At 51.9% G+C, this 23,281-nt stretch carries 23 protein-coding genes; 10 read left to right on the top strand and 13 right to left on the bottom strand.

The features are described from left to right. Nucleotides 1-7: 7 nt before the first annotated feature. The 3 genes from msrP (at nt 8) to B6A39_RS03715 (ending at nt 2,460) form a co-directional block, all read left to right on the top strand. On the top strand, nt 8-1,024 hold the full coding sequence (msrP, locus tag B6A39_RS03725; protein ID WP_083001493.1) for a protein-methionine-sulfoxide reductase catalytic subunit MsrP: 1,017 nt from the start codon (nt 8-10) through the stop codon (nt 1,022-1,024). Then, nucleotides 1,024-1,641 carry a protein-methionine-sulfoxide reductase heme-binding subunit MsrQ gene (gene msrQ / locus B6A39_RS03720; protein ID WP_083001490.1) on the top strand — a complete coding sequence of 206 codons (618 nt, stop codon included), beginning with the start codon at nt 1,024-1,026 and terminating at the stop codon, nt 1,639-1,641. The genes msrP and msrQ overlap by 1 nt, the downstream gene beginning before the upstream one ends. A gap of 78 nt (nt 1,642-1,719) precedes the next feature. Continuing rightward, the gene (locus tag B6A39_RS03715; protein WP_083001488.1) at nt 1,720-2,460 is read left to right on the top strand and encodes a hypothetical protein; all 741 of its coding nucleotides are present in this window, start codon (nt 1,720-1,722) and stop codon (nt 2,458-2,460) included. A gap of 82 nt (nt 2,461-2,542) precedes the next feature. Here the strand turns inward: B6A39_RS03715 and B6A39_RS03710 are convergent, their stop codons facing one another. Both B6A39_RS03710 and B6A39_RS03705 read right to left on the bottom strand, forming a co-directional pair. After that, nucleotides 2,543-3,295 carry a potassium channel family protein gene (locus tag B6A39_RS03710; protein ID WP_083001486.1) on the bottom strand — a complete coding sequence of 251 codons (753 nt, stop codon included), beginning with the start codon at nt 3,293-3,295 and terminating at the stop codon, nt 2,543-2,545. A gap of 33 nt (nt 3,296-3,328) precedes the next feature. Continuing rightward, entirely contained in the window at nt 3,329-4,357 is a 1,029-nt protein-coding gene (locus tag B6A39_RS03705) for an SO_0444 family Cu/Zn efflux transporter (protein WP_083001484.1), read from the bottom strand. 73 nt (nt 4,358-4,430) lie between these two features. Between B6A39_RS03705 and B6A39_RS03700 the strand changes: the two genes are divergently transcribed. After that, nucleotides 4,431-4,874 carry a MerR family transcriptional regulator gene (locus B6A39_RS03700; RefSeq protein ID WP_083001482.1) on the top strand — a complete coding sequence of 148 codons (444 nt, stop codon included), beginning with the start codon at nt 4,431-4,433 and terminating at the stop codon, nt 4,872-4,874. A gap of 88 nt (nt 4,875-4,962) precedes the next feature. After that, nucleotides 4,963-5,490: a hypothetical protein gene (locus tag B6A39_RS03695; protein ID WP_083001479.1), complete on the top strand. Its 528-nt coding sequence runs from the start codon at nt 4,963-4,965 to the stop codon at nt 5,488-5,490. A gap of 30 nt (nt 5,491-5,520) precedes the next feature. On the opposite strand, the gene B6A39_RS03690 is transcribed toward B6A39_RS03695, so the two are convergent. Continuing rightward, on the bottom strand, nt 5,521-6,312 hold the full coding sequence (locus B6A39_RS03690; RefSeq protein WP_083001477.1) for a PhzF family phenazine biosynthesis protein: 792 nt from the start codon (nt 6,310-6,312) through the stop codon (nt 5,521-5,523). A 79-nt stretch (nt 6,313-6,391) separates the two neighbouring features. After that, nucleotides 6,392-7,591: a multidrug effflux MFS transporter gene (locus B6A39_RS03685; RefSeq protein ID WP_083001474.1), complete on the bottom strand. Its 1,200-nt coding sequence runs from the start codon at nt 7,589-7,591 to the stop codon at nt 6,392-6,394. Nucleotides 7,592-7,799: 208 nt separating this feature from the next. Here B6A39_RS03685 and B6A39_RS03680 point away from each other — a divergent pair, with 208 nt between their 5' ends. Further along, nucleotides 7,800-8,096, top strand: a complete 297-nt coding sequence (locus B6A39_RS03680; RefSeq protein WP_083001472.1) for a DUF1330 domain-containing protein — start codon at nt 7,800-7,802, stop codon at nt 8,094-8,096. Between the two features lie 261 nt (nt 8,097-8,357). Here the strand turns inward: B6A39_RS03680 and B6A39_RS19020 are convergent, their stop codons facing one another. The 4 genes from B6A39_RS19020 to guaB form a co-directional block, all read right to left on the bottom strand. Next, the gene (locus tag B6A39_RS19020; RefSeq protein WP_232318746.1) at nt 8,358-8,672 is read right to left on the bottom strand and encodes a DUF808 family protein; all 315 of its coding nucleotides are present in this window, start codon (nt 8,670-8,672) and stop codon (nt 8,358-8,360) included. Between the two features lie 236 nt (nt 8,673-8,908). After that, nucleotides 8,909-10,897, bottom strand: a complete 1,989-nt coding sequence (locus B6A39_RS03670; protein WP_083001470.1) for a DUF262 domain-containing protein — start codon at nt 10,895-10,897, stop codon at nt 8,909-8,911. A gap of 128 nt (nt 10,898-11,025) precedes the next feature. Continuing rightward, nucleotides 11,026-12,603, bottom strand: coding sequence for a glutamine-hydrolyzing GMP synthase (guaA, locus tag B6A39_RS03665; RefSeq protein WP_083001467.1), 1,578 nt, complete (start codon nt 12,601-12,603; stop codon nt 11,026-11,028). A gap of 96 nt (nt 12,604-12,699) precedes the next feature. Continuing rightward, nucleotides 12,700-14,169 carry an IMP dehydrogenase gene (gene guaB / locus B6A39_RS03660; protein WP_083001465.1) on the bottom strand — a complete coding sequence of 490 codons (1,470 nt, stop codon included), beginning with the start codon at nt 14,167-14,169 and terminating at the stop codon, nt 12,700-12,702. Between the two features lie 175 nt (nt 14,170-14,344). On the opposite strand from guaB, the gene xseA reads away from it, so the two are divergent. Further along, a complete protein-coding gene (gene xseA / locus B6A39_RS03655) occupies nt 14,345-15,685 on the top strand; it encodes an exodeoxyribonuclease VII large subunit (protein WP_083001463.1) in 1,341 nt (446 codons plus the stop codon). Nucleotides 15,686-15,762: 77 nt separating this feature from the next. Here the strand turns inward: xseA and B6A39_RS03650 are convergent, their stop codons facing one another. Continuing rightward, entirely contained in the window at nt 15,763-16,005 is a 243-nt protein-coding gene (locus B6A39_RS03650; protein WP_083001461.1) for a hypothetical protein, read from the bottom strand. A gap of 292 nt (nt 16,006-16,297) precedes the next feature. Continuing rightward, complete coding sequence (locus B6A39_RS18965; RefSeq protein WP_198036754.1) at nt 16,298-16,447, bottom strand: hypothetical protein; 150 nt, start codon at nt 16,445-16,447, stop codon at nt 16,298-16,300. 466 nt (nt 16,448-16,913) lie between these two features. Between B6A39_RS18965 and B6A39_RS03645 the strand changes: the two genes are divergently transcribed. Beyond that, nucleotides 16,914-17,768: an SDR family oxidoreductase gene (locus tag B6A39_RS03645; RefSeq protein ID WP_083001459.1), complete on the top strand. Its 855-nt coding sequence runs from the start codon at nt 16,914-16,916 to the stop codon at nt 17,766-17,768. A 90-nt stretch (nt 17,769-17,858) separates the two neighbouring features. Here B6A39_RS03645 and argA read toward each other — a convergent pair whose 3' ends face one another. The 3 genes from argA to B6A39_RS03630 form a co-directional block, all read right to left on the bottom strand. Next, entirely contained in the window at nt 17,859-19,175 is a 1,317-nt protein-coding gene (gene argA, locus B6A39_RS03640) for an amino-acid N-acetyltransferase (RefSeq protein ID WP_083001457.1), read from the bottom strand. 181 nt (nt 19,176-19,356) lie between these two features. Continuing rightward, nucleotides 19,357-20,622: an inorganic phosphate transporter gene (locus B6A39_RS03635; RefSeq protein WP_083001455.1), complete on the bottom strand. Its 1,266-nt coding sequence runs from the start codon at nt 20,620-20,622 to the stop codon at nt 19,357-19,359. 9 nt (nt 20,623-20,631) lie between these two features. Continuing rightward, nucleotides 20,632-21,312, bottom strand: a complete 681-nt coding sequence (locus tag B6A39_RS03630) for a TIGR00153 family protein (RefSeq protein WP_083001453.1) — start codon at nt 21,310-21,312, stop codon at nt 20,632-20,634. 135 nt (nt 21,313-21,447) lie between these two features. On the opposite strand from B6A39_RS03630, the gene B6A39_RS03625 reads away from it, so the two are divergent. Together B6A39_RS03625 and B6A39_RS03620 are read left to right on the top strand one after the other, a co-directional pair. Further along, nucleotides 21,448-22,356: a CYTH domain-containing protein gene (locus B6A39_RS03625; protein WP_083001451.1), complete on the top strand. Its 909-nt coding sequence runs from the start codon at nt 21,448-21,450 to the stop codon at nt 22,354-22,356. Between the two features lie 29 nt (nt 22,357-22,385). Further along, on the top strand, nt 22,386-23,270 hold the full coding sequence (locus B6A39_RS03620) for an ion transporter (protein ID WP_083001449.1): 885 nt from the start codon (nt 22,386-22,388) through the stop codon (nt 23,268-23,270). Nucleotides 23,271-23,281: the final 11 nt, after the last annotated feature.

The following is a 23,281-nucleotide window of genomic DNA, read 5'->3' as shown; positions in this document are numbered from 1 at the left end:
ATACCACATGCTTATAAAGATTGCCAAACCGAGTGATTTACACGAATCCGATGTAACACCGGAATCTATTTACCTCTCCCGACGGCGCTTTATGGGCGGCATGGCGGGTCTAGGCGCGGGGCTTGCCCTCTCCGGCCACGTCCGCGCCAACGAAGATTATTCTGATGTACCGGAAGGCGATGCCCCAGCCTGGCTGAAGGAAAAAATCAGCGACACTCAGTGGCGAGCCATCACCCCCAGCAACCCCGAGAAAGATAAAATCGCCCCTTTTGACGATGCCAGCGGCTACAACAATTTCTTTGAGTTTGGCACCGATAAACGCGACCCCGCCCGCCATGCAGGCAGCCTGGAAACCCAGCCCTGGAGCGTAGTGATCGATGGTGAAGTGAATAACGGCGGGCGCTTTGCCCTAGAAGACTTCGCCAAGCCTTCACAGTTTGAAGAGCGTATTTACCGCCTGCGCTGCGTAGAGGCGTGGTCGATGGTGATTCCCTGGCTGGGCATCCCCCTTGCGGAGGTGATTCGACGTGCCGATCCCACCAGCAAAGCCAAGTACGTGCGCTTTGAAACCCTAGTCGACCCAGAGCAGATGCGTGGCCAGCGCTCTTCGTTCTCGATCATCGAGTGGCCTTACGTGGAAGGTTTGCGCTTAGACGAGGCCATGAACCCACTGACACTGCTCGCCATGGGCATGTATGGCCGTGAACTGCCCAACCAAAACGGCGCACCCTTACGGCTGGTGGTGCCTTGGAAATATGGCTTCAAAAGCATTAAATCGATTGTGCGTATCTCACTGGTGGAAGAGCAGCCCGTCAACTCCTGGCAGCAAATCGCCGCTGATGAGTACGGCTTTTATGCCAATGTTAACCCAGAAGTTGACCATCCGCGTTGGAGCCAAGCCACCGAACGGCGGCTTCCCAACAGCCTGTTCAACTCTAATACCATTGATACGCAGATGTTTAACGGCTATGCCGACGAGGTCGCTGAGCTTTATGCCGGCATGGATTTAAGGAAGCACTACTAATGGCAGCGCCACGGGTATGGTTACTGTGGCGGATAGGCGTTTTCCTGGCGGCGCTCGCGCCGCTGGTGTTCTGGGGCTGGCAGGTAGCCATTAACGCCGCTGGTCCCGAGCCTGGCAATTACCTGCTGCTGAACATCGGTACTGGCGGGCTATGGATGCTACTCCTCACGCTAAGCCTTACACCGCTCACCAAACTCACCCGCTGGAAAGGCTTTGCATTGATCCGCCGTCAGCTTGGTCTTTGGACACTCGCCTACGCCACCCTGCACATGCTCAGCTATGCGCTGTTTATTCTGGGGCTTAACTGGGCACTACTAGGTAGCGAATTGATCAAACGGCCCTATATCATTGTTGGCATGATCGCACTGATCGGCCTTGCCGTATTGGGTGCTACCTCTAACCTCTGGTCAATGCGTCGCTTAGGCAAACGCTGGAAGCCACTGCACAAATTTTCTTATGTCATTTTAGGCTTGGTATTACTGCACTTTTTCTGGGTAGTGCGCGCCGACATGCAAGAGTGGGCCATGTATGCCGCCATTGCCACATTAGTCATGGCAACCCGCCTGCCGCCCGTCGCTCGCACACTACCAAAACTGCGCTACCGATTGAGTCGGTGAACATATCTCGGTAAAAGTTAAACGGCACGGCTAACATTAAGACACTTTCATTAGGACTCTCTCATTAGGACAATGACGATGCCCAACGCCCGCTTACTTCTTGCCGCAGTTGGCTTTATGGCTGCTGGCTTCGCCGCCAACACCCACGCACAAGATGACTCTTGGCGTTTCCAGCTAACCCCCTATGTGTGGATGACAGGGCTGGCTGGCGATGTGCGGCCACTCTCCAACGCCCCGACCATCAGCACCTCACGCTCTTTTAGTGATGTATTGAGTGACCTAGAAGGTGCTTTTTTTATGGCCGGCAGCGCCCGTAAAGACCGCTGGGTTTTGTTTGGAGATATTACCTGGGCATCACTGAGCCATGAGAGCACGTTGCAGCCCGGCGTTGCGATAAAAGGCAACCTACGTCAGCGTTCGATAACCGCAGCAGCAGGCTATCAAGTGCTCAACACCCCGACCCAATATCTAGATCTATTAGCGGGCGCACGGGCTTGGCGAATAGAAGCTGACGTGAGCGTGCCCGCCTTAGGCGTTAGCGCCAGTCACACTGAACGCTGGGTCGATCCACTTTTAGCCGCCCGGCTGCGCTCAACGTGGACACCTAAGTGGTCAACGTTAGTGCATGTTGATGGGGGCGGCTTCGGCATAGATGCCAGTAGCACATGGCAAGCGGTCGCCACGGCGAATTACCAGGTAAATGATGCATTTCACCTTTCAGCAGGCTTTCGGCACTTAGCAGTAGACCGCGATGAAAACGGCACCCGCGTTGATGTGTCGATGAGTGGCCCACTACTAGGCGCGACCTGGATGTTTTAGTAACACGTTTTCCACGACATGACACCCCGCTCGTCGTGGGAATAACACCTAAAAGCCTCAGCGGATGACTTCCTACCGGAGACTAGCGATTTTTCTGAAACGCATCACTTAATGCCGCCGCTAAAATTCCCGTGGGCATCGCGATAATCCCGATGCCCGCCACCGCCGTTAATCCCGCAAAAAACTTACCTAACCCAGTGATAGGAACCATATCGCCATACCCCACCGTCGTCAGCGTAGTAACACTCCACCACAGCACACGGGGCACGCTGCCAAACACTTCCGGTTGGGCAGAGGCTTCTGCTAAATACAGGCAGAAAGAGGAAAGTAACAGCAATAGCATCGCCAAACCCGCACTCAACCACAGCTCATGAGAACGAGACTTCAGCGCCTCTGCCAGCGCTACCCAAGCCTGGCTGAATCTACCTAAACGGGTTAGCCGCAGCATTAACCCCAAACGCAACATGCGTAGTAAGAAACCGTTGTTTTGAACCATAAACCCCAGGAAATAAGGCAAAATCGCCAGTAAATCCACCATGGCCCAAAACGAAAATACATAGCGCAACCGGCCTTTTATCCCGCGGTAACGAAAATCTTCACCGACAACATACAGACGCAGTAAATACTCGCCGATAAAGATCACCACAAACACGGTTTCTAGGGTAGGAAAAAGGCGAGGTGAAAGCGCCCGCAGCATTGGCTCCGTTTCCAAAATAGCCACCAGCGATGCCAGCAAAATCAGCACGCAGATGACTCTATTAATGGTCGACAACCCCTGCCGCAGGTGCGTTTCTAAGGCTAACTGCCGGTAAAGCTCAGCTCTATTTATGATCATTTCTTCAAAAGACTTATTAGTGAATGCAGCGATCTAAAACCCGAACAACCGCTTACGAACAGGGCGAATAGAGAATAGTACCAGTGCGCCTAAGGCCAGCCACTCGACCGATGCAGGTAGCAGCTCCTGAACTTGGCTGGCCTGCTGAACCGGGTCCCACCCCGTCATTGCTAGCCCTTTATCAAACACCCAGCCGATCAACACCGTCACCAGTAGAATGCTGACGAGATAAACCGCTAACGCTTGGTTTCCAAACTCACGCCACAGAATAGCCAGGGTGGCTAGGCTCGTTACAGGGCCAGCAAGCAGAAAGACTAACGCCATTCCCGGCGAAATGCCCGCCAATAGTAAACCGGCAGCAACGGGGGTGGCTGCGGTAGCACAGATATACAAAGGAATGCCGATGACCGCCATAAGGATTAGCGCCAACAAACCACCCGAAAAACCTACCAGGGTTTCTGGCGGCACAAAGGTAACCAGCACCCCCGCCAACAATAAACCGGCAAACATCCAGCTACTGATGTCATCCAATAAATCGCTGAAGGCATACTTCAATCCTGCCATTATTCCCGTCGCATCAGAGGCATGTGCGTTAGCGCTGTCAGCGTCACAGCCTTTTGATGCACAGCAGCTGCTAACAGGGGTGCTTTTCGGCAGCGCTGTTTGGCCGGTAAAGCCCACTAAAATGCCTGTCACTATCGCCGTTACCAGCGCTCCCAACACCCGCGCCAGCGCCATTAAGGGACCTAACAGCACACTGGTGATGAGCATTGAATCTACCCCTACGCCTGGGGTGCTGATCAAAAAAGACGTGGTTGGCCCACGGCCCGCCCCACCCCGATGCAACGCCAACGCGGTGGGAATCGCCCCACACGAACACAGCGGCAACGGCATCCCAATCACCGCCGCTCGGGTAATACTTCCCAGCCCGCGGCCACCCATCCAACGCTGTAATAGGTGTTCTGGCATTAACGCCTTAATTAATCCTGCAATTACCAACCCCAGCATTAGCCAAGGCGCGGCACTTAGCGCGATACTCAACAGCTCATTGATCAAACTCATCGTCGGTTACCTGCTTGTTAGTCAAGAGAATAACGACTAGCCTAAACCCTGTAATCGTTACAGGGTCAAGCCGATGAAACGCCACTATCGTATTGGGGAAGTTGCCAGCCGAACCGGATGCTCGCCGGAAAGCATTCGCCATTATGAAAAGCTGGGATTACTGGCACCGCCACAGCGGGGAGAACAAGGCTACCGGTCTTATGATCAGGCCGCGCTAGAACGCATTGGCTTCATTCGCCATGGTCGTAGCCTGGGATTAGACTTGCACAGTATTCAGGAATTGTTGGCGCTTTCCGACAACCCCGATACCGACTGCACCGCCGCCGATGACATCGCCAGCCGCCATCTCGAACACCTGGAAGAGCGCATCGCTGCCTTACAAGCTCTGGCAGGCGAACTGCGCCAGGTGGTTCACCAATGCCGAGGCGGAAAAACAGCCAACTGCCAGATCATTCAAACGCTATACGACCACCAACCCGCCTGCACTGAACGGGGGTGTGGGGAAGTGAAAACATAAGGGCTCGCCTGACAACATCCCCCGCAACATCGAATTTCGCGCAGCCGTCGGCTACGGTTATATCAGCATCGTAAAAAAGGAATGCCGCATGATTGAGACAAGGGAAGAACTCGACGCCATTAAAAAGTCATGCTATTCGATGGTGACCAAAAGCGCGGGGGTTTCGGCGGGCACCGCTATCATTCCTATCCCAGGGCTAGATATCGGTTCAGACGTAGCTATCTTAATGCGCATAATTCCCAAAATTAACGCTCAGTTTGGATTGTCGCCTGAACAAATCGAAAGCCTAGATACCGAAACCAAGCTCTTTGTGATGACCACCATTTCCAACACGGGAAGCAAGTTAGCCGGAAAATACATCACGAAGAAACTAATTATAACGCTGCTGAATAAGATGGGCGTTAAAGTCGCCGCCAAAGGGGTTACTAAGTTTGTTCCTTTCATTGGCAGCGCCGTGGCTGGCACTATTAGCTTTACCGCCATGAAGTACATGGGCAACAGCCATATTGAGGATTGTTACAAGATTGCCTTGGCCACCCTGGAAAATAAGCAGCTACCTCCCATGGCTGAGCCTGCGACCTTTATTCCAGCTGACGATTCCGCTAATTCCCATTAGCGGATTATCGACGGCACCAGCACTGGCCTGTCACTGTGGTGGCAGCGTAATTACCCCTTTCAAGTAAGGCGCAACGCGGCCTTTGATAATGACGCGGTCGCCTTCTATCTCGCAGCTCAGTGCACCTTTGCGGGCACCCCCCTGGCGTGCGGTAAGCTGCTGCTTACCCAGCTTTTTCGCCCAGTATGGCGCAAGCGAGGTATGCGCCGAGCCGGTAACGGGGTCTTCTTCCACACCCACTTTGGGGCCGAACCAACGGGAGACAAAATCGACATCGCTACCTTTCGCAGTAACGACCATGCCGCGCCCAGGAAGGCGCTTCAATTGCTGCATATCCGGCGTTAGTGACTCAATCAACTGCGCATCGTTAACCACCACCACGATATCGTCCGATATCAGCAGCTCTTCGAGCTTGTTAATCCCTAGTGCTGCCTTTACCTCAGCTTCCATCACCAAGGGTTCGACTACCTTTGCGGGAAAATCCATCGCCAGTTCGTCGCCATCACGCTGCACTAAAAGCTGCCCGCTGCGGGTCTCGAACTGCAGTGTTTCAGCGCTATCGCCCAGCACATTAAAAATCACCCACGCCGCCGCCAGCGTGGCATGACCACACAAATCCACTTCCACCGACGGGGTAAACCAGCGCAGGTGATAGCCAGATTCAGTCGGCACAAAAAAGGCGGTTTCAGAGAGGTTGTTCTCCGTGGCGATTGCCTGCAACAACGCATCATCCAGCCACTTTTCCAGCGGGCAAACCGCCGCAGGGTTACCTTCAAACGGCTTAGCGGCAAACGCATCTACTTGGTAGAGATCAATATTCATTACAGCCAGCCTTTTCTAACGAGATGGGTCATTATGTTTTGGATAACACGAGGCTTTTGGCAAAGGCTCGCCGTCTAGCCTAGGGCGTCTCAACAGTGGCACGCCCTTTGATAATAGAGCGGGCAAGCATTAAATACGCCACCAATCCACAGGCAGCCATGGCCAGAATGACCGCTTCAAGCGTATGCGGCAACATAGCGGACAGTGCGCTTAGCAGCCCGGCGACACCGAACTGGGCAGCGCCCAGAAGCGCTGCAGCCGTTCCGCCACTGGTGGGAAAGTACTCCAAAAAACAGGCCTGTATATTCGGCGAGATCGCCCCTATCGAGCCGATGGTCAGCATCATAGCGGGCAAGAAAGCGTACAACGGCCACTCCATAAAGGCAGCCATCACCAACAACAGTATGCCAACGCCCTGGCAGCCCGTTGCCAGCTGCAGGATACGCAGTGACGATAGCCTGGAAAGCAACACTCGATTGAGAATATTGAAGATAAGCATCGCGACGATATTCGCCGCAAACAGCATTGAAAAAGCCGAAGGCGACTTGCCGAAATGCCCCTGATAGATAAATGACGCATAGGTGATGAACATCATCAGAGTAGAAAACGAGGCAGCCTGCCAAACGATGAACGGCAGAGCTGGCTTTGTCGACAGGACCAGTTTATAACGCGCCAGCAGGCTCATCTTTGGGCTTTTCACTCGAGACACCTTGCCCGTACCGGTAAAGAGTACCCGCACCAACAACGGCACCAGCAGCACCGCGTATATTGCCAAGGCGAAAAAGATAGTGTGCCAGGAACCAAACGCCAGAATCGCGCTGCCCACGCTCGGCGCAATGCCTGGCGCCAGCACCATGATAAAGCCCATCATCGAGAACAGTTTCGCGGCGTCGCGGCCTGACACCCGGTCACGCACCAGCGCCGGCACCGATACCAGGGTACAACCGGCGCCAAGAGCCTGAACTGCCCGCCCGACGAGCAGCGTGTTCAGAGAATCCGCCATACCAATGACAATGCTTGAGAGCGCAAAAATTGCCAGGCCGCTCATCAACACCCGCTGGCGCCCGAAGCGGTCTGAAAGCGCTCCGCCGATTAACTGACCAAACGCCATCGCGAAGACATACACTGAAACGCTCAACGACACCGCCTGCTGAGAAACTCCCAGCGATTCTCCAATAACCGGAAAAGCTGGCAGGTACGTATCCATGGAAAACGGGCCCAGCATCATGGTCAATGCCAAGCTCAGCACCACAATGAACGGCGTTTTAGATTGGGTCATAGAAGCTCGCGGTAAAGGGACGTAATGATGGACAACACCCACAATATGATACCGACAGTTGCTATCAAGGCAATCGAATAGGTTGGTGGCTTGCTAATGGGGCTTTGGAGCAAAGTTTTGAGAGCAGGGGGTTGAGAGTAAGTGGACAGCGCCCAACCAACAACAGGTATGATTGCATAGCGCATTTAATACCCACGAGGAGAGCCGAATGCCCGCCTACATCGTACTAACCCGTGAACACACTCACGACAACGAAGAAATGAAGCGCTACAGCGAAAAGGCCAAAGCCGCCCGCGAAGGCCACGACCCACAACCACTCGCCTTTTATGGAGATGTTGAGGTGCTAGAAGGAAGCGCCATGGAAGGTGCGGTGATTCTACGCTTCCCCGATATGGCCGCCGCCCGCGCCTGGTACGAAAGCCCCGCCTATCAGGAAGCCCGCAAACACCGTTTCCAGGGTGCCGACTATCGCGTGTTTATTGTTGATGGCTTAGAAACAGCGTAACTCTTAGCTCTCATATCCTTAGTGCTCACCACGCTTTCAAACTTGCCCCGAAGTCATCCATGAGCCGATTGCTCAGCCTATTCAGCTCATATTGCGAGCCGAATAAGATATATGTTCGGCTCATGGGTGACGTGAGGGAGTTATTTCAGATGACAAAAGAAGCCGAATGGGCAAACGCAATGGCACATCGGCAGCGCTACTGGTGGGCTAAAAACCAGCTTGTGGCAAAACCAGCTTATTGCGGATCGACCCCAGCGCGATCTATTTCACAACCGCCAGTTCACGCTCCTCTGTCCCCCCCTGCAAATACTGCGGCGTCACCGCCGTATCATCCACCACCACCCCAGCCGCCTCCGCCGTCGCACGCCCAGCGGCGGCGCTCACATCGTCCAGTGATGCTGCGGTCAACTTCGCCAATGCGGCAATGTCATCCAGTAATCCTTTAAGCCGCCTATGGCTATGGATACTTCCTCCGTGAATAACAGGTGCAGGTAGTAAAGCACACAGCGGGTTGGGGGTCGCCTCTTTTACCTCAAAGTCAGCGCTAACAATTCCTCGACAGTTTTTAATCGTCAAGGCATGGAAGTCATTGAGCTAGCAAGTATCAGCGGGGGCTCATTCCATCTCAATTTCCTGTCACCCGATGGGTATGCTCAAGGAGCGGGAAAAGGTGGAGCATTTCATAAAGCGAGTGGTATTAATCTAGGAGAAAGGTCAGGTGTTGATATCTTCCAATGATTAATAAACAACATCGCCAACACATAAAAGAAGAAATGGAAGCTTCTATATTAAAGAAGCTCCCAAGACTTCCATTATTTTCTTCTCTTTTTAGTTATACCCTCTTTTTCTTCTACGAAGTCAAGGCCTAACATTTTTACTTTTTTCCCTCTATCTCCAATTTTCAAACTCCATCTATCATCCATGAAATCTAGCAAAGTAACTCCTCTTTGCAGTATTTCAACAGCTCCCCACTTCTCGTAGGTAGCTATTTCATTCTCTGCATATGAACCATATCTGAAGCCAACTTTAGTGCTAATATCGCCAACTTTATCTTGAAAACATTTATTTGAGAAAGATGAATTTTTGGGCCTAGAAAGTGGTACTAAATTACCCAAAGAGTGTCTTAAAACGCTTCTCTCTTTATTAGTATATGCAGTATATAATTTTGTCCAACACTCACGCCTGGCGCGCTGAGGATAAATATGTTCTACCGTATGATAATCTTCTGGGGTGTCTATATAAACATCCCAATCTATCTTTTCTCTTTGGGTTTTTGACTGTGACTTAAGATGCAAATCATACTCATAAAGAAAATATCTTATCCCTCTCCAACCATAGTAGCCTGACCGAATAAATTCAGCTTGAATTATCTTCCAAATCTCTTTACTATCTCTCCCACTTTCGAATGCAACAGTTAATTCTTTAACTATATCTTCAGCATTAGACTTACCAGAGCTAAGTTTTGAAGACATCTCTAAAAAAAGAACAGGATCAAATGTCATGTAATGACGATATCTAACCAGCTCATTTAAAAAAATGAGTTTCTCTAAAGCCTTAAGAAACTCAAGCTTTAAAGCGGCTTTTTTGACTTTTTGATAAAAAACCATAATTAGAGGGGCAACAAATTCAATACCAAGCCTATTTATCTTATCTAACCACTCCTTCTCAGCTTTACTAAATGTGCTATCACTCGGATTAAGTATTTGATACCATATTTCAACTGAATCTTTTAAACTTTTAGAATAATCATAGATATCTTTAGTCTTTATTGCTTTCCCTCCATTCTTTCCAACACCTTCTATATTCCTGGTTGTAAAATGATTTTCCAGCAAATAGTCTTTATAATCGTGAGCATAACTTCTTCTCATCCTTAAATAGCCACGATAATCAGGATCATCTTCATCTGTTAGGCTTTTGCCAAAATATAAGAGGAAATGATTTCTTAAAAATAAATCATCATCAAGCGGGTTATCTTTATTTTTACCCAAATAGTGATAAATATTCTTCCAACTTTCATTTACAACTGCACGGAGGTTATCTTTCTCATAATCTTCCACCTGAAATTTAGTCGATAAATATATAAGTCTATTTTTTAAAAGCTCAAGATGAGATAAAGGCTTACCCCTATTATTCATAGTCTCAAAAGCGACAAAAACGTCAATTTCACGCGAAATAGCATATATATTAAAAAGTAGCTGCTGCGTGACTTTTTTATATATTTCCTCTAGAGATCTTATATCAAGATCAACTATCTTTTTAAGAAAAAAATCTTTCGCAAAACTTAAATTATTCGTATAAATAGTATCTTGACTCGGAAAACTTATATCTGATGATTCATTGAATATTTTTGTTTTCAAAAACTCATAGCTTGGATTGTCTTTTTCATAACCAAAAATATAAGACCTTGATATACCGTCATCTTTAGAGTCCCAAAGAAATCTTCTTTTAATCTCCTCTTTAGAAGTATAATTTATTTTTTCACCTTCTTTAACAACTTCCGTTATAGCCTGAATCAATATTATTGTAGTTGTAAGCCTTTGCTGACCATCAACGATATAAAAAGGAGTATAACCTTTAGAATCAATTATCCACTTATCATCTTTCCATTCCTTCACTACTTCTTCAGGGACATCCTCTAACGTCAAAACCCCTAAATAATGACTTTTATCTTCAAGCTGCTCCAAGTCATTCCAGTAATCTTTTAACTGCTTTTCCCTCCATGCATAGCCTCTCTGGTAATCAGGAATTCTAAACAATCGCTCTGTGAACAATTTTGAGACTGTGAACAAATCAGTTTGCATAGCTCATCTCATTATATTTTTAATTTAAATATATTCGAAAAAACACAATCAACACATATTTTTTATTTAATTTTAAAAAACCACCCGACAAACAGGTGGTTTATGTTCATTCATTAGGCTTTCAAACCTCACTCCCACTCAATCGTCGCAGGCGGCTTGCTACTCACGTCATAAGTCACCCGCGAAACGCCTTCCAACTCATTGATAATCCGGTTGGAGACTTTCTCCAGCAGCTCGTAGGGCAGGTGCGCCCAGCGGGCGGTCATGAAGTCGATAGTTTCGACCGCGCGTAGCGCGATGACCCATTCGTAGCGGCGGCCGTCGCCGACGACGCCTACGGATTTCACCGGCAGGAACACGGCGAAGGCTTGGCTGGTTTTTTCGTACCAACCGGCGGCGCGCAGTTCTTCGATGTAGATGGCGTCGGCATCACGCAGGATGTCGGCATACTCTTTTTTCACTTCACCCAGGATGCGCACGCCCAGGCCGGGGCCAGGGAACGGGTGGCGGTAGACCATATCGTAAGGCAGGCCGAGTTCGAGGCCGAGTTTGCGCACTTCGTCTTTAAACAGTTCGCGCAGCGGTTCCACCAGCTTGAGCTTCATGGTTTCCGGCAGACCACCAACGTTGTGGTGGGATTTGATCACGTGCGCTTTGCCGGTTTTAGAGGCGGCGGATTCGATCACGTCCGGGTAGATGGTGCCCTGGGCCAGGAAGTCGACGCCGTCGATTTTACTGGCTTCTTCATCGAACACGTCAATAAAGGTGTTGCCGATAATCTTGCGCTTGGCTTCTGGGTCTTTCTCGCCCTTCAGCTTGCCGAGGAAAAGCTCTTCGGCGTCGACACGGATCACCTTGACGCCCATGTGCTTGGCGAAGGTTTCCATGACTTGGTCGCCTTCATTTTTGCGCAGCAGGCCGTTATCGACGAATACACAGGTCAACTGGTCGCCAATGGCTTTGTGCAGCAGCGCTGCCACAACCGAGGAGTCGACACCACCGGAAAGACCAAGCAGTACATGGCGGTCGCCCACTTGCTCGCGTACGCGCTGTACTTGGTCTTCGATGATTTGTGCAGGCGTCCAGAGTTTTTCGGCGCCGCAAATATCCAGCACGAAGTGTTCAAGAATGCGCTGGCCTTGCAGGGTGTGGGTCACTTCCGGGTGGAACTGTACGCCGTAGAACTGCTTCTCTTCCCAGGCCATGGCGGCAATCGGGCAGCTCGGCGTGGAAGCGGTCACGGTGAAGGTGTCAGGCACCTGGGAGACCTTGTCGCCGTGGCTCATCCATACGTCTAGCAGGCCTTTGCCGCTGTCGGTATCGATGTGGTCTTTGATGTCTTTGAACAGCGGTGTGTCGCCGTCGATTTGAATCTGGGCGTAGCCAAATTCGCGCTGGTTAGAGCCTTCCACTTTGCCGCCAAGCTGCTCGGCCATGGTCTGCATGCCGTAGCAGATACCAAACACCGGCAGGCCCATTTCGAACACGCACGCCGGTGCTCGCGGGGAATCCAGTTCGGTCACGGATTCCGGGCCACCAGCCAGGATGATGCCGTTCGGGTTGTATTCGCGAATTTCTTCTTCGGTAATATCGAAGGCGCGGATTTCGGAGAATACACCGATCTCACGTACACGGCGGGCGATCAGTTGGGTGTACTGGGAGCCGAAGTCGAGAATCAGGATCTTATGGGCGTGAATGTCACTCATGGCGGGGTCTCGGTTAAGCGGTGTGGGTGCCGCTGTTAAGGCCAAAAAGCAAGCGGCGGGGCAATGCCCGCCGCGCCATTTAACGAAACGTGCTGGTTAGCTCACCCGGTAGTTGGGAGCTTCTTTGGTGATCTGCACGTTGTGAACGTGGGATTCGTTAAAGCCAGCGCTGGTAATTTGTACAAATTCCGGCTTGGTGCGCATTTCTTGAATACTGCGGCAGCCGGTGTAACCCATGGAAGCGCGCAAACCGCCCATCAGTTGGTGAACGATAGCGCCCATCATGCCTTTGTAGGGTACGCGGCCTTCAATGCCTTCCGGCACCAGCTTCTCGGCACCTTCGCTCTTGTCTTGGAAGTAGCGGTCGGCGCTGCCTTGGTTCTGAGACATGGCGCCCATGGAGCCCATGCCACGGTAGGCTTTGTAGGTACGGCCTTGGTAAAGCTCAACTTCACCTGGTGCTTCTTCGGTACCGGCCAGCAGGCCACCCACCATCACGGCACTTGCGCCAGCGGCAATGGCTTTGGCTAAGTCACCCGAGAAGCGAATGCCGCCGTCGGCGATCAGCGGAATATCGAACTCTTTCAGCGCTTCCGCCACGTTAGACACCGCGGTGATTTGCGGAACGCCAACGCCTGCCACAATACGTGTGGTGCAGATAGAGCCGGGGCCAATGCCCACTTTAACCGCATCTGCGCCCGCTTCGGCCAGCGCTTTCGCGGCAGCGCCGGTGGCAATGTTGCCGCCAATCACTTGAATGTTGGGGAAGTTCTCTTTGATCCAGCGCACGCGGTCGATAACGCCTTTGGAGTGGCCATGGGCAGTATCAACAATGATCACATCCACACCGGCTTCGGCCAGGGCAGCAACGCGATCAGGCGTTTCCGGGCCAGTACCAACGGCAGCACCGACCAACAAGCGGCCATCGCTGTCTTTGGCAGCCATCGGGTAAGTACGGGCTTTTTCGATGTCCTGGAAGGTCACCAGGCCGCGCAGGTGAAACTCGTCATCGACGATCAGCATTTTCTCAATGCGGTGTTCGCGCATTTTGGCTTTGCTGGTTTCAAGGTCGGTGCCTTCCTTGACAGTAATCAACCGCTCGCGGGGGGTCATGATGTCCGCTACGCTGTCACCGTGGTTGGGCTGGAAGCGCATATCACGCTCGGTCACAATACCGACCAGGGTTTCGCCTTCTACGACGGGGAAGCCAGAGAAGCCGTTCTCACGCGCCATCGCCAGCAGATCATCCAGCTTCGCCTTAGGGCTAACGGTGACCGGATCTTTTACAATCACGCTTTCGTGCTTTTTAACCTTACGCACTTCAGCGGCTTGCTGGCTCATGGCCATGCTCTTATGGATAATGCCGATGCCGCCTTCCTGAGCCATCGCAATTGCTAGACGCGCTTCGGTAACGGTGTCCATCGCAGCAGAAAGCAGCGGGATATTGAGTGAAATATTGCGGGTCAGGCGGGTTTTGAGGCTGACATCCTTGGGCAGAATATCGGAGAAGCCGGGAACGAGGAGTACGTCATCGAACGTAAGTGCTTCTTGGGCCATACGTAGCATAGCGGCAACACCCTGATAGAAGAGGAAGTGGGGCGTGGAAAGTTAATCCCCTATTATAACGTTTTGATGGCCGTACCAGCAATGTGAAGAAGGTTTTCAATTCAGACCAATGGCTAATAAGCTAGGATTCTTGCGAAATTCACCCGCTCGCTCATTTTCTTTCTAAGGTTGCTCTATGCCCGATACACCTCAAGCGCTCTCTGTGACTCAGTTGAATCAGCGCGCCAAGCAGACCCTTGAGCGAGAGGTGGGCGAGGTGTGGGTAGAAGGCGAATTGTCCAATGTTTCCCGCCCGGCCTCTGGGCATATTTACTTCACCTTGAAGGATGACCGCGCGCAAATTCGCTGTGCGCTGTTTCGCCAGCGGGCGCGTTTTGTGGCGGCCCCCATGCGCGATGGTGATCAGGTAAAACTGCGCGGCCGGGTCTCACTGTTCGAGCCGCGCGGCGATTATCAACTGATTGCCGACGCCGTGCAGGCGGCGGGCTTGGGGGAGCTACTGGCGGCATTTGAGCGCCTAAAAGCGCAGTTGGAAGGTGAAGGGGTGTTTGCCAACGCTCGCCCCCTGCCCTTTCCACCCCGCAAGATTTTGATTTTGAGTTCCGCCAGCGGCGCGGCCATTCGCGATGTATTGGCGGTGCTGGCGACGCGCTGGCCTCTGGCTGATGTCACGTTGATTCCGGTACCCGTACAAGGTGCCGAGGCCGCCCCTGCAATGATTTCAGCGCTGGGGTTATTGAACCGACAGGCACGCTTAGACCCTGACCATGATGTGGTGCTGATCACCCGTGGTGGCGGTAGCTTAGAGGATTTGTGGGCGTTTAATAACGAGCATCTGGCACGGGCGATTTTTCACTCCCGCTTGCCAGTAATGTCAGCGGTGGGTCACGAAGTGGATGTCACCCTAGCGGATTTCGCCGCCGATATGCGTGCCCCTACCCCATCAGCGGCGGCCGAGCGTTTAGTGCCTGACCAGCATGCGCTTAAGCAGCAATTAACACAGGCAGAAAACCGCTTACATCGTGCCCTGCAGGCACGCTTAGAGCGGGATAGCCAGTGGCTGGATACCTTGCGCGCCCGCCTTCGCCACCCAGGCGAACAGCTTGACCGCCAGCGCCAGCACGTTACCGCCCTTTCCCAACGGCTACAGCGCGCAATGCAGCAAAGCGTTCAGCAGCAGCAAACTAAGGTCACACAGTTAAGCAAACGCTTAGCCAGCCAAGACATGGCGCGTCTGCACCGAACAGAGCAAGAGCGTGTTAGCCAACTCCAGCGCCGTTTAGTCAGCGCTATGCAGCGAGCGTTGGAAATACGTCAGGCACGCTTGAGTAGCGCCGCCCGTGAGCTAAATGCCATCAGCCCGCTTGCGGTGCTGGGGCGCGGCTACGCCATTGCCCAGGATGAAAAAGGCCATGTCATTCGCCGGGCAGAGGACACCGCGCCAGGCCAGAAGCTCTCGCTACAGCTGGGCGAAGGTAGGCTAAACGTGGAAGTAAAACGGCGCTACAAGAAGTAGCGCCGCGAGGGTGGCCATGAGTTTGCCGCTAGTTAGGACTACGGTGTGACAAATCATGCTTATCATCGACCAACGGCTTAGCCGTTCCATCGTTTAACTGATTTGACGTTCTCCTCTAAGTGGTGCGCTGCGCCTCTAGAGCTATAGCTGATATGCAGCGCTTTTTCTTTATCTTGTTGTTGAGCAGTCACTTTTAGCTCCTCAGCGCCTTCTCGGCTTTTTTGCTTAAGTGAACCGTGATCATCTAGCTCATCAAGATGTAAATCGTCAATATGCGAATCTTCAATATGTGAATAGTTCTGCTTTCCTTGCTCATCCATGGTGACGCCCTCCGTGTCGTTAAAATAGCTTCGAAAATCACCTCTTATTTAAAACTATAGCGAACCGCCATTAGCTTTCCATTCAAAACAGCTTAATGATCAAAAAAACCAATCCAACCCAACAAATATCGTTAACTTTCATAAATCAAATCAAAAGACAGCGAATATAAATAACAAAAATTAAAATATTAGCATTTAAACCCACTCACCGGAGATACTGATAACTATTACAACATCCTATAAAAAAGGCGCTACTATTAGGTAGCGCCCATTATTAGGCAAACCGGTTAAATTAGTGCTTAGGTTGCTTGGTGGACGACTTATCATCGGCATCAGGATTGACATGATGCGTGTCGGGCATCGGATTGGCATCATCATGGTGATCTTGGCGCTGATCTTTCTTATGATCGTTTTTTTGATCGTCTTTATCAGGTTGTTGCATATTACCTCCTATTCCTTGGTAGTCGCCGTATCGCCTTACGTGCCAAGGGGAATGAATTGGCTTATTCACTATAGTCGCTCGTAACCTACTTGCCATTACGCAAAATTAAAATCATCCAAAGCACGCAGCACACTTATCTTTTATAAAACTTAAAAAACAGCTACTTGTGATATTAATACGTTATTAAAAATGACCTAATGGACATTTCAAATAGTCATTATTAACGTTTGCTATTACCTTTACCGCTGGGTTATCCAGCGGTTACTTGTCACTTTATGCGCCATTGGTCTACGTTAGAAGCACTCGAATTAAGAACATAAGGCACTCAAAAATAGGGATGCCCTATTTAGCCACTGAAACCGGATGCAACATACACTGTCATTTTCAACTCTTCCCAGTGCTGAATCTTTCTAGCCTTCCAATAGGCTAGCGTTAAAAAAATGTGCCAACAAAGGAGTGACCGCACATGAGTGATCAACAGCAACCCCAGCAGCATCAGAATAAACAGCCCGGCGATGAGCATGCGATGCGGCCAACGCCGGAGTATATTCGCGAAAGCTACCGCGGTGCCGATAAGCTATTAGATAAAGTTGCTATCATTACTGGTGGCGATAGCGGCATTGGCCGAGCGGTGGCCGTACATTACGCTCGTGAAGGTGCCGATAGCGTTATCGTGCACCTTAAAGAGCCCAAAGATGCCGACGATACCAAGCGTTTAGTAGAGGCAGAGGGACGCCGTTGCTTGGTGCTGCAAGGCGACGTGGCGGAACCCAGCTTTTGTGGCGATATTGTGGAACGTACCCTGAAAGAGTTCGGCAAGCTCAACGTAGTCATTCATAATGCCGCAGAGCAGTATGACTGGGACGATGTCACTGACATTCCTGATGAGCAGCTACTGCGCACGTTTCAAACGAATGTGTTCAGCCATTTTTATCTCACTAAAGCGGCGCTGCCCCACCTGAGCGAAGGCGACACCATTATCGCCACGTCCTCCATTAACGCCTTCAAAGGCAACGACACGCTAATTGACTACACCGCCACGAAAGGCGCCATCCAAGGGTTTGTACGCTCAATGGCTATGTCGTTAATGGATAGAGGCATTCGGGTTAATGCCGTCGCGCCGGGGCCTATCTGGACACCATTAATTCCCGCCAGCTTTGATGGCGAAAAAGTCGCCAACTTTGGCGGGCAAGTCCCCATGAAGCGAGCCGGCCAACCCAGTGAAATTGGCCCAGCGTATGTGTACCTCGCCAGCGAAGAGTCGTCTTACATGAGCGGCCAAACGTTGCACTTAAATGGCGGGGTTATTTTAAATACTTAATACATAAGTAATGAAAAGGGCGGCAAAGCCGCCCCTATGTGCTTCCCACTAATCCATTGTTTTGACACCCACTTACTAGACACGTTTTTTCTATCCCAATAGCGTCTTGACTAACACCTTAGATTTTCGGGCGTGGTTGTAGGCTTCGCGTTTCAACGGCGGTAGGTCATCTAGGCTAGCAGCACGGAAACCGCGTTCGACAAACCAGTGGGCCGTATGCGTAGTTAACACAAATATTTCGGAAAGCCCGCGCTGCCGCGCGCGCCGTTCTAGCGCTTCCACTAAGCGCTCGCCGCGCTCGCCGCCGCGGTAATTACCGTGAACCGCGACACAGGCCATCTCCCCTACGGTGGTGCCTGGAAAAACATGCAACGCGGCACAGCCAATCACCATGCCATCACGCTCGATGACCATGTAGTCATCGATTTCGTGCTCTAACCGCTCCCGCGAACGAGCTACCAGCATGCCCCGTCGCTCAAGCGGCTCCAGCAGCTCTAGCAAGCCAGCAACGTCGTTTAACGTAGCGGGCCGCAGTTGCTCATAGCGGTGCTGAGTGATCATGGTACCGACGCCGTCACGTGTGAATAACTCCCCTAACAGGGCATCGTGATTACGCCAGGAAAGCAGGTGAGTGCGCGCCACTCCTTCCCGGGCGGCGGTACAGGCTGCATTTAGGTGGCGTGCCAGCTCACTGCCGGGTAACGCCTGTTGCAGGCGTGGTTCGGCCTCTGCCGGGGAAAGCTGTCGCAATAGCGCGCCCCGCTCATCTTCAAGTCCTTCCGATTCGCCTAATAGAATGAGCTTATCCGCTTTCAGCGCAACGGCAGCATGTTGCGCCACTTCCGAGGCGTCTAAATCAAACACTTCACCTGTACTCGAGAAACCCAGCGGCGGCAGCAGCACCAGTGAGCCTTTCTCCAACAACCCTTCAATGGCACTCGCGCGCACCCGACGCACTTCACCACTGTGATCAAAGTCTACGCCTTCGCGCACACCGAGTGGCTTAGCGGTCACCAAGTTGCCGGAAATCACACTAAGCTCCACACCGTGTAGTGGCGTGCTAGGCAGCCCTAAGGAAAGCCGAGCTTCTAGCCATAAGCGCTGGTGCGCGGCCACCTGTTCCACGTGGGCCATCACTGCTCGATCAGCTACCCAGCGGCCATCCACCCGTGTTGGCTCTACCCCAGCAGCCGTTAATGCGTCATGCACTTGTGGGCGAATACCAAACACCACGACTAGCCGCACCCCCAGGGTATGTAGCAGCGCTAAATCCTGAATCAGCTGCTCCCCTCGGCCAGACGCCATGGCTTCGCCCTCAATTAAGATGACAAAGGTTCGTCCCCGGTGCGCGTTAATGTAAGGGGAAGCGTTACGAAACCAATCAACAAAAGGGAAGCGTGTGTCCAAGGGCCGCTCTCCGGCAGCAGGTGAATGAGAGTATCAGCGTTTACTTTAACAGAGCGCAAAAAACAGCGGCACCTTCTTGTGCAAATCCACCCAGATACAGGCTAATTTGCGCGAAGGTACCGCTGTATTATCTATCCAAAATAGCATCGAGCAATGGCGTGCTACGGCGGGCTTCCCCGTGTTAACCAAACATGCCTTTGAACATAAAGAAGAACAAGATGGCCAAACCGGCACCTGCTGGCAGTGTGATCAGCCAGGACATCACAATCGTACCGATAACACGCAGATTAAGTGCCGCCATACCGCGTGCTAGCCCCACACCAAGGATAGCCCCCACAAGCGTGTGAGTGGTTGAAATTGGCAGGCCCGTACCAGATGCCAGTACCACCGTCGTTGCAGCTGCCAGTGTGGCGGCAAAGCCACGACTAGGCGTTAGCTCAGTAATACCCGTACCAACAGTTGCAATGACTTTATGGCCGTAAGTCACAAGGCCAAACACAATACCACCGCCACCAAGCACCAGCACCCACCAAGGCACTAACGCCGCGCTATCAATGACGCCTTCACTACGAACCACGCTTATAACCGCTGCCAGAGGCCCTACGGCGTTGGCAACATCGTTAGAACCGTGTGCAAACGCCATCGCACAAGCCGTAAAGATCATCAGAACGCCAAATACCCGCTCAACATTGGCGTAGCCAAAGTGGTCACTGGCATTTTTTTCGAACTTAATGCGGCGCTGCATAATCAAGCCCAAGCCCATGATCCCAGCACCAATCAAAACAGATAGCAGCAGGCTCTGACCAAACGTCAAGTTCAGACCAACGTGGCTAAGGCCCTTGGTCAGCGTCACCATTGCAACGATAAACCCTACCAGGAACACATAGCCGGGTACGTAGCGTTTGGCAGCGGCAAAGGGGTCATCACTTTCGAAAATCAGGTGATGAACGGATTTGAACAGCACAAAGCCAATCGTACCGGCCAACAGTGGTGAAACGACCCAGCTAGAAGCAATTTGACCCACTTTGCCCCAAGCAACGGCTTCCATTCCAAGTCCTACCGCGCCAAAACCAACAATAGCGCCCACGATAGAGTGGGTAGTGGAAACTGGCCAGCCACGAGCTGATGCGATCATCAGCCAAATAGCGGCAGCCAGCAGCGCAGAAAGCATACCGTAAACCAGCAGCTGGGGGTTTGACTCTAGTAAGACAGGATCAAGCATCCCGCCTCGGATGGTAGCGGTTACTTCACCGCCCGCCAGCCAAGCACCTAAAAACTCAAAGATAACCGCAATAATGATGGCTTGTTTGATGGTGATGGCTTTCGACCCCACCGACGTTCCCATCGCATTGGCAACGTCGTTCGCACCCACGCCCCAAGCCATAAAGAAGCCAAACAAACAGGCCAAAATAATAAAAATTTCACCGTGCTGGGCAATAATCTGCATGTGATCCCCTTAGCGTGCGGTCAAAATCTGCAGGCGGCTGCCCACGCGTTCGGCGCGATCGGATAACTCACCGACCCAATCGATAATCTTGTAAAGAAAGATCACATCAACCGGTGGAAGCTGGCTCTCAAGCGCAAACAACTGTCGCCGAATATTCACCTGCTGATCATCAGCTTGGTGCTCAAGCGTATGCAGCTCGCGGATCATTTTCTGCATAACATCGGAAACGTTACGCCCAAAGCCGGACTCAAGGAGGTCTTTAAGTTCTTCTAACGCCTGACGAGCCTGAGCCACGCACGCCACGCTAGTGCGCATATAATCACGCATGGGTTCAGCCAGCTCGTCGGGGACACGCATTTTACGTCCCAGCATAATGCCGGTAATGTCGCGCACCTTATTGGCGATCTTGTCCTGCACACTGATAAGGTCGAGCAAGTCAGACCGTGAGACGGGAAGAAACATCGTGTTGGGTAGGTTTAGCCGAAGCTCTGTTTTCAGCGTGTCGGCGTCATGCTCTAAGCGAGTAACGTTTTCACGCAATACAGCTGCGGTATCCCAATCACCGGCAAGCGATGCCTCGAAGAAGGGCAACAGTTGGTCGGCACATTCATTGGCCTTGACGATGTGGGCCAGCAGCGGCTGGAATGGCGAGCGGCCAAACATCGCGGAAAAAGGGTTGGAGGTAACCATATAGCCTTTAGCCTGTTTTCGGGGAGCCTGGAAATGGCGGCGCCAGTATAAAGAGTGCGCTCGCCGCCGTCATGAAAAGTTCACAATGTCATCAAAAATTAATTGAAATGTCACAATACAAAGGTGGCTAATGTCATGAAAAATTCAACTCTTGCTTCGGACTCTGTTTCAGCACCTACCGAAATAGAGCTTAAACTTGCCCTTGCGCCAACTCAGCTCAACATGCTGCTGTGTCACCCAGCACTGGCTGAATCACCCCAGTGGCAACATCTGGCGAATACCTATTTCGATACCTCTGCAGGCGATATGGCAAAGGCGCGGATTGCCGTGCGCTTACGCAAGATAGATGATCGTGTACTTCAAACGGTAAAAACCGCAGGCCACGGCGGTGGCGGCCTCTCCACCCGACAAGAGTGGGAGTCGCAAGTTCCTGGCCCACAGCTAGACCAACGTAGCTTGGCCGCCTTACCACCCTTCGAGGGTTCGCTAGGCACCGTTATTTCCGCCCTACGCCCTGCATTGCGCACCGACTTTACTCGGCGTAGCTGGCAAATCAACTGGCAAGGTAGCCATATCGAGCTAGTGATAGACGAAGGGGAAATTGTCAGCGGCGATGCTCAAGCCGCTATTTGCGAGGTCGAGCTGGAACTCAAGGCGGGTGAACCAGAGGCGCTTTGGGCGATGGCATTAACGCTCGCGGAAAGCGTGCCGCTGCGCCCTTCTGATACCAGCAAAGCCGCTCGCGGCAACGCGTTAGGCGTACAGCAGTGGACACTACCTGAGGCCAGCGCACCGGCTCAGTGGCTACACAGGGCGACGGCGGCGCTGGATGCCTATCACGACAGTGGACTTGAAGAGCACTTAATCATCGCACAACAGGCATTAGCCACACTGGCTGCCCACCCACAGCTGGATGAAGGCTCTCGACAAGAGGCACAGACACTGACCACGGAACTAACTGACAGCGGACATCCAACGTCCGCTTATGGCGTTGCTGCGTTAACCCTGGCGCATCGCTTCGCCTATCAAACCACGCTACGCTAGAAACATTCAGCCCACTTCAGGATGACACGATGAGTTTTCAATTAACTCCCGGTGCAGAAGGACTTCGCACACGGCTTTTCCATATTATTTTCGAGTCTGATACGCCGGGGGCCAAAGGCTTTGATATTGCGCTGATTATCGCCATTCTAATCAGCGTGGGGGTCATTTTGCTGGACAGCGTAGATAGTTATTCCGAACGCTATGGGCATATCTTTTACTATGTAGAGTGGATATTTACCCTACTTTTCAGCATTGAACTAGCGGTGCGGATTTACTGTTTAGAGCGCCCAACGATTTACCTCAAAAGCTTCTACGGTATTGTTGATGTGATCGCCATTATCCCAGCCTGGTTAGTACTGCTGATGCCAGGTGCTCATGGGCTCGTCATCGTACGGATACTGCGGGTGCTACGCATCTTCCGGATTCTGAGATTGATGGAGTTTATCGGTGAGGGGCGTTTACTGCTCGATGCGCTTAAACGCAGTCTACGTCAAATCCTGCTGTTTTTTAGTAGCATCATGATGGTCGTCATGCTGTTTGCTGCGCTTATGTACACCATCGAATCTCCTGAAGCCGGCTTTACCAGCATTCCTATGTCAATGTATTGGGCGATCGTCAGTATGACCACGGTGGGCTACGGCGATATTGTCCCAGCCACGTCGATAGGCAAAGCGATCACGATGATTCTGATGCTGCTGGGGTACTCAATTATCGCTGTACCTACTGGGGTATTTTCCGCCCAGGTTATCCGCTCTATTCGCGAAGACCGCTATTCAGAAGAAGCTTGCCCCGGCTGTGGCCATGACCGCCATGATAAACGCGCTCGTTACTGCCTGCGCTGTGGCACATGGCTGGATGAAGACAGCGAAGACCCACGCAAAAAAGAACAGCAAAAAGACGAAAAAAAGCCCTAGTCACTTGCTAG

This window comes from Halomonas sp. GT (genome assembly GCF_002082565.1).
Classification (GTDB): domain Bacteria; phylum Pseudomonadota; class Gammaproteobacteria; order Pseudomonadales; family Halomonadaceae; genus Vreelandella.
The sequence above is the reverse complement of the archived record's forward strand: the minus strand, read 5'-3'. Positions and strand labels throughout refer to the sequence as shown.

Excerpts from the sequence above, each read along its gene's own strand:
- B6A39_RS03715 (WP_083001488.1), top strand. The coding sequence starts at position 1,720 with ATGCCCAACGCCCGCTTACTTCTTGCCGCAGTTGGCTTTATGGCTGCT.
- B6A39_RS03645 (WP_083001459.1), top strand. The coding sequence starts at position 16,914 with ATGAGTGATCAACAGCAACCCCAGCAGCATCAGAATAAACAGCCCGGC.
- xseA (WP_083001463.1), top strand. The coding sequence starts at position 14,345 with ATGCCCGATACACCTCAAGCGCTCTCTGTGACTCAGTTGAATCAGCGC.
- B6A39_RS03650 (WP_083001461.1), bottom strand. The coding sequence starts at position 16,005 with ATGGATGAGCAAGGAAAGCAGAACTATTCACATATTGAAGATTCGCAT.
- B6A39_RS03635 (WP_083001455.1), bottom strand. The coding sequence starts at position 20,622 with ATGCAGATTATTGCCCAGCACGGTGAAATTTTTATTATTTTGGCCTGT.
- B6A39_RS03670 (WP_083001470.1), bottom strand. The coding sequence starts at position 10,897 with ATGCAAACTGATTTGTTCACAGTCTCAAAATTGTTCACAGAGCGATTG.
- B6A39_RS03700 (WP_083001482.1), top strand. The coding sequence starts at position 4,431 with ATGAAACGCCACTATCGTATTGGGGAAGTTGCCAGCCGAACCGGATGC.
- B6A39_RS03685 (WP_083001474.1), bottom strand. The coding sequence starts at position 7,591 with ATGACCCAATCTAAAACGCCGTTCATTGTGGTGCTGAGCTTGGCATTG.
- B6A39_RS03620 (WP_083001449.1), top strand. The coding sequence starts at position 22,386 with ATGAGTTTTCAATTAACTCCCGGTGCAGAAGGACTTCGCACACGGCTT.
- B6A39_RS03710 (WP_083001486.1), bottom strand. The coding sequence starts at position 3,295 with ATGATCATAAATAGAGCTGAGCTTTACCGGCAGTTAGCCTTAGAAACG.
- B6A39_RS03625 (WP_083001451.1), top strand. The coding sequence starts at position 21,448 with ATGAAAAATTCAACTCTTGCTTCGGACTCTGTTTCAGCACCTACCGAA.
- msrQ (WP_083001490.1), top strand. The coding sequence starts at position 1,024 with ATGGCAGCGCCACGGGTATGGTTACTGTGGCGGATAGGCGTTTTCCTG.
- guaA (WP_083001467.1), bottom strand. The coding sequence starts at position 12,603 with ATGAGTGACATTCACGCCCATAAGATCCTGATTCTCGACTTCGGCTCC.
- B6A39_RS03690 (WP_083001477.1), bottom strand. The coding sequence starts at position 6,312 with ATGAATATTGATCTCTACCAAGTAGATGCGTTTGCCGCTAAGCCGTTT.
- B6A39_RS03695 (WP_083001479.1), top strand. The coding sequence starts at position 4,963 with ATGATTGAGACAAGGGAAGAACTCGACGCCATTAAAAAGTCATGCTAT.
- B6A39_RS18965 (WP_198036754.1), bottom strand. The coding sequence starts at position 16,447 with ATGCAACAACCTGATAAAGACGATCAAAAAAACGATCATAAGAAAGAT.
- msrP (WP_083001493.1), top strand. The coding sequence starts at position 8 with ATGCTTATAAAGATTGCCAAACCGAGTGATTTACACGAATCCGATGTA.
- B6A39_RS03680 (WP_083001472.1), top strand. The coding sequence starts at position 7,800 with ATGCCCGCCTACATCGTACTAACCCGTGAACACACTCACGACAACGAA.
- B6A39_RS03630 (WP_083001453.1), bottom strand. The coding sequence starts at position 21,312 with ATGGTTACCTCCAACCCTTTTTCCGCGATGTTTGGCCGCTCGCCATTC.
- B6A39_RS03705 (WP_083001484.1), bottom strand. The coding sequence starts at position 4,357 with ATGAGTTTGATCAATGAGCTGTTGAGTATCGCGCTAAGTGCCGCGCCT.
- guaB (WP_083001465.1), bottom strand. The coding sequence starts at position 14,169 with ATGCTACGTATGGCCCAAGAAGCACTTACGTTCGATGACGTACTCCTC.